This is a genomic window from Acinetobacter sp. V2, assembly GCF_001188385.1.
GTDB lineage: Bacteria > Pseudomonadota > Gammaproteobacteria > Pseudomonadales > Moraxellaceae > Acinetobacter > Acinetobacter oleivorans.
Genome location: NZ_JZFB01000001.1, coordinates 1345728 through 1349402 on the forward strand (window position 1 = coordinate 1345728; position 3675 = coordinate 1349402).

Genomic DNA, 3675 nt, shown 5'->3' on the forward strand with positions numbered 1-3675 from the left:
ATTAGCAATATCTGCAATATGGTTTAAGGCAAACTCTGTAGACCATGTCATCGAATTTGCCCCCCAAATATTGAATATGCTGTCAGTTGCTCCAACCGAAAATTGTGTTACGGGTAAGCGTACATATCCTTGAATATATTGACCTAATTCAACAGTTTTCCCCGGCGGTGCAAATGGTGTTCCTTCCGATAGCACTTGAGCATAGACAATGTCTGTACCGTTTAGTTGTAAAGGTTGATTAGGTTTGTGGGTTAATTCACTAAAAACGGTTGTTGTTCCAACTTTCCCAGTCAAACTTAATCCAAACATTTTGATATTTTCAGGATAGATAGAAAAATAACTCGCGGTATTAAAATGTTCAGATCCCGATGCCGTTACAGCGGTTCCATCAAAGTTTGCATTACGGCTATGGTAGTTCGCATAGTAAATACCTAACTCAGCATTATTTAAACTTGGTAATGTCTGTTTTAAAGCAATGCCATATTGGCCATTGTCCTTTGCTTTTCTACTTTCTGCACGTGGAATATAGGTACGTAAACGAATTGCGGTATCTGATAATTTATCTCCACCTCCAGCAATTAGAACTGGACCTGCATTTTCGGGCACAAAGTCTGAAATCTCAAAGAAAGTTCCATTACCATCAACAACTGAAGGTCTAAATTTAAATTGATAGAACCCTTCTATTTTCAAATTTTTATTAATGCTTGTGTCGAATGAAAACATTTCGGTTGGAATGCTTCTTTCTTTTGCATCCCCACCCGGTCGGTTGATTGCAGCAAAATCAAATGCACTCAACGAATTTAAACCGTTTTGAAAAAACTGAGATTTCCCCCAATTTAAAGTTTGTTTGCCCAATTTTAAATTGATGTTTTTTCCACCACCCAGTTCAAAATCTTTCCATATATAGGCATTCCATAAATCGATACCTTTGAACTTTGCGAGCCTTGGCCACGCTGAATCATTAAACGGTTTAAAGTCTCCGTGTCCTGTCTCATAGGCATGGTCATACCAGTATTTAGTGCTAATGACCGCACCCTGCTGTTTTCCATTTAGCTTAACTTCAGTTATGCCTCTAATTATCTGTGAAATGGTATCATATTTACTAAAATTCATACGCCCATCATCACCATTCACATCAATGCTAGCGCCTTGTTTACCTATTTTGTTTGCGTCAGGCCGATAAAGTAATGAAACGGATGGGTCTTGTGTACTCCAACTGGTACCTAGACTTAATGTCGTCTTTGTCTCGAACTTCCAGTCTTTATCAATATCAAAATTGGCTGCATTTGCTTTAGACATAAATAAAATTAGGCTTAATGAAACACCTATTTTTTGAATATATAAAACGTGATTATTTCTTTGATTTAAATAGACGTAATGACCCATCATATTATCTCCTTATCAATATGATTTTTCTTATTTATTGCTTATTACTCAAAGCCATCCATTGGCTTTTAAATGGTTTACATAAGCAGGTATTTTTGCCCTAGGCTGGTTGTTCGACCTGATCTAACTGTTGAATGAATTGTTCAGCTAAAGGCCAATAGCCAAAGCCAGATGCAGGATTTAAATGTCCTACTTCACCTAAATTTACGAGTCGACTACCCCACTTTTCTGCCATTTCACTGACAGCCTCATAACGAGCTAAATGGTCATTGGTGCTTGCAACCAAAATGCTGGGAAAAGGTAGTGTTTGATTAGGTAAAGGACTCCATCCTTCTTGATGAAGTACAGTTGGGCTTGGATAATTTTCTGGCCAGCTTTCGTTTAAGTCAGGTGGAGCCACAAGTAGAGCTCCTTGAATTGGTCTTTGATATTTTGCAGCCCAGTATATTGTCATCAACACTCCTGCGCTGTGTGCAACCAAAATGACAGGCCCTTGTATTTGTTCTAGTTGTGCTTGTATTGCAGCAACTCTATTTTCACAATTGAGTTTGTTGGTTTGCACAGGTGGTACAGACCGAACCTTTGCTAGCTTTGTTTCTAAGATCGTTTGCCAATGCTCGGGAACATGATCGCGTAACCCTGGAATAATTAAAATTGTTGCTTTGGTTTGTATTTTTTCCATTTCGACGCCTGTGAATTTTGCCATCTAAGATGTATAAGAATTTTTATAAAACTCCATTCACAATAAAGGCTCATTTCAGTTAATGGTGTACATAAGGCGTCACGGACTTTTCATTTGACGACACATCTTTTTAAAATTTCGTAAATTAATTAAATTAGTTTTTGTAATTACAAATGAATTAAAAGAATAACTTTAAAATTGAATCGACATCACGATGAGGCGCTTAAATAAAAGCTTTTGTAATGCAGATATTTTAGTTATAACTAGATATGAGCTGTAAGGAATATGGCTGATTAAGAACAGGAGATAATAAAATGGTGCCTCTTGCGCATACCGCCTCTTTAAAAAATTATTTGGCAGTTGCTCAGCAATTAGATCTAAATCCCTACCATTTATTATCACGTGTTGGGCTTAGCCAAACTCAATTGAATGATCTTAAACAACGTATTCCTGTAGATAAAGCCATTACCTTGCTTGAAGACTCAGCCCAGATGAGTAATTGTGATGTTTTCGGTTTACATATGGCTGAACAACGTGAAATCGCGGATTTTGGTGAACTAAGCTTATTATTAAGTTACCAATATACTTTGAGAGAAGCGCTACAAACGATTGTTCGTTATAGGAATTTACTCAATAACTCACTTGAAATATATATAGAAGAAATTGATGATACGGTTGTTATTCGAGAAGAAGTTATAACCACAACTTGCGGATATAGTCGTCAAGCGACGGAACTTGCTTTAGGAATCACTCATCGTTTTTGTGCAGCGCTCATGATGCAAAAATGGCGCCCATTAAGTGTACACTTCACACATAACCCGCCTAGTGATTTAACTTTGCATCGGCGGATTTTTGGCTGTGCGCTCGAGTTCGGTAGTGACTTTAATGGCATTGTTTGTACGGCGGCCGAACTTGATACAACAAACCCTCAAGCAAATTTGGCTATGGCTAACCATGCGCAGCGTTATTTAGATATTTTGCAGAATAGTAATGAATCGACCATGATTTTTGATATTCGTAAAAGTATTTATCTTCTTTTGCCAATGGGTCGCGCTACGATTGATCAAGTCGCTCAAACACATGGTATTCACGTACGGACTTTACAGCGTCGATTAGAAGAAGCTCAAACGAGTTTTAGTGATTTAATGAATGAAGTACGCAAAGATCTCGTATTTCGTTATTTAAAAAATCTAAATTATTCACTTGCTCAAGTGTCTGATATTTTAGGTTACTCAATGCCGAGTTCTTTTACTCGTTGGTTCATTAGCCAATTTGGTATGTCACCAAATATGTGGCGTAGTCACAATAAAGCTCTGCTCAATTAACTCCTCTTTATTTGAAGCGAAATGAAGTCATTTAAAATATAAGGAAGCTGGAGAATTACTCCAAAACTTCCTTAAAAATCTAATTTTTAAAATTAAAACCACAAGCGCATAAGCCCAAGAACCAACACCACTAAAAAGATGCTTTCGCCGATCATTAAAAGAATCGGTTTAATGCCAACCGATGCTAATTCTTTTAACTGAGTTTTCATCCCTAAAGCACTTATTGCGATGACTAAAAACCAGCGTGATAAATCATTGATTCCATTTTGAACCATCGCTGGC

The 3675-nt window shown here is 37.2% G+C and carries 4 protein-coding genes; 1 reads left to right on the plus strand and 3 read right to left on the minus strand.

Features of this window, described 5'->3' with window-relative positions; genetic code table 11:
• Nucleotides 1-1386, minus strand: a 1386-nt coding sequence (locus UC75_RS06155) for a DUF1302 domain-containing protein (protein ID WP_228137218.1), incomplete at its 3' end; no start/stop codon positions are given.
• A gap of 100 nt (nucleotides 1387-1486) precedes the next feature.
• Nucleotides 1487-2092 (minus strand): RBBP9/YdeN family alpha/beta hydrolase, encoded by a 606-nt coding sequence (locus tag UC75_RS06160; protein WP_128825140.1) that lies wholly within the window; start codon nucleotides 2090-2092, stop codon nucleotides 1487-1489.
• A 290-nt stretch (nucleotides 2093-2382) separates the two neighbouring features.
• On the opposite strand from UC75_RS06160, the gene UC75_RS06165 reads away from it, so the two are divergent.
• Entirely contained in the window at nucleotides 2383-3393 is a 1011-nt protein-coding gene (locus UC75_RS06165) for an AraC family transcriptional regulator (RefSeq protein ID WP_022575469.1), read from the plus strand.
• Nucleotides 3394-3485: 92 nt separating this feature from the next.
• Here UC75_RS06165 and UC75_RS20385 read toward each other — a convergent pair.
• Nucleotides 3486-3675 (minus strand): putative sulfate exporter family transporter (locus UC75_RS20385; protein WP_228137123.1); only part of this gene is annotated, 190 nt, incomplete at its 5' end.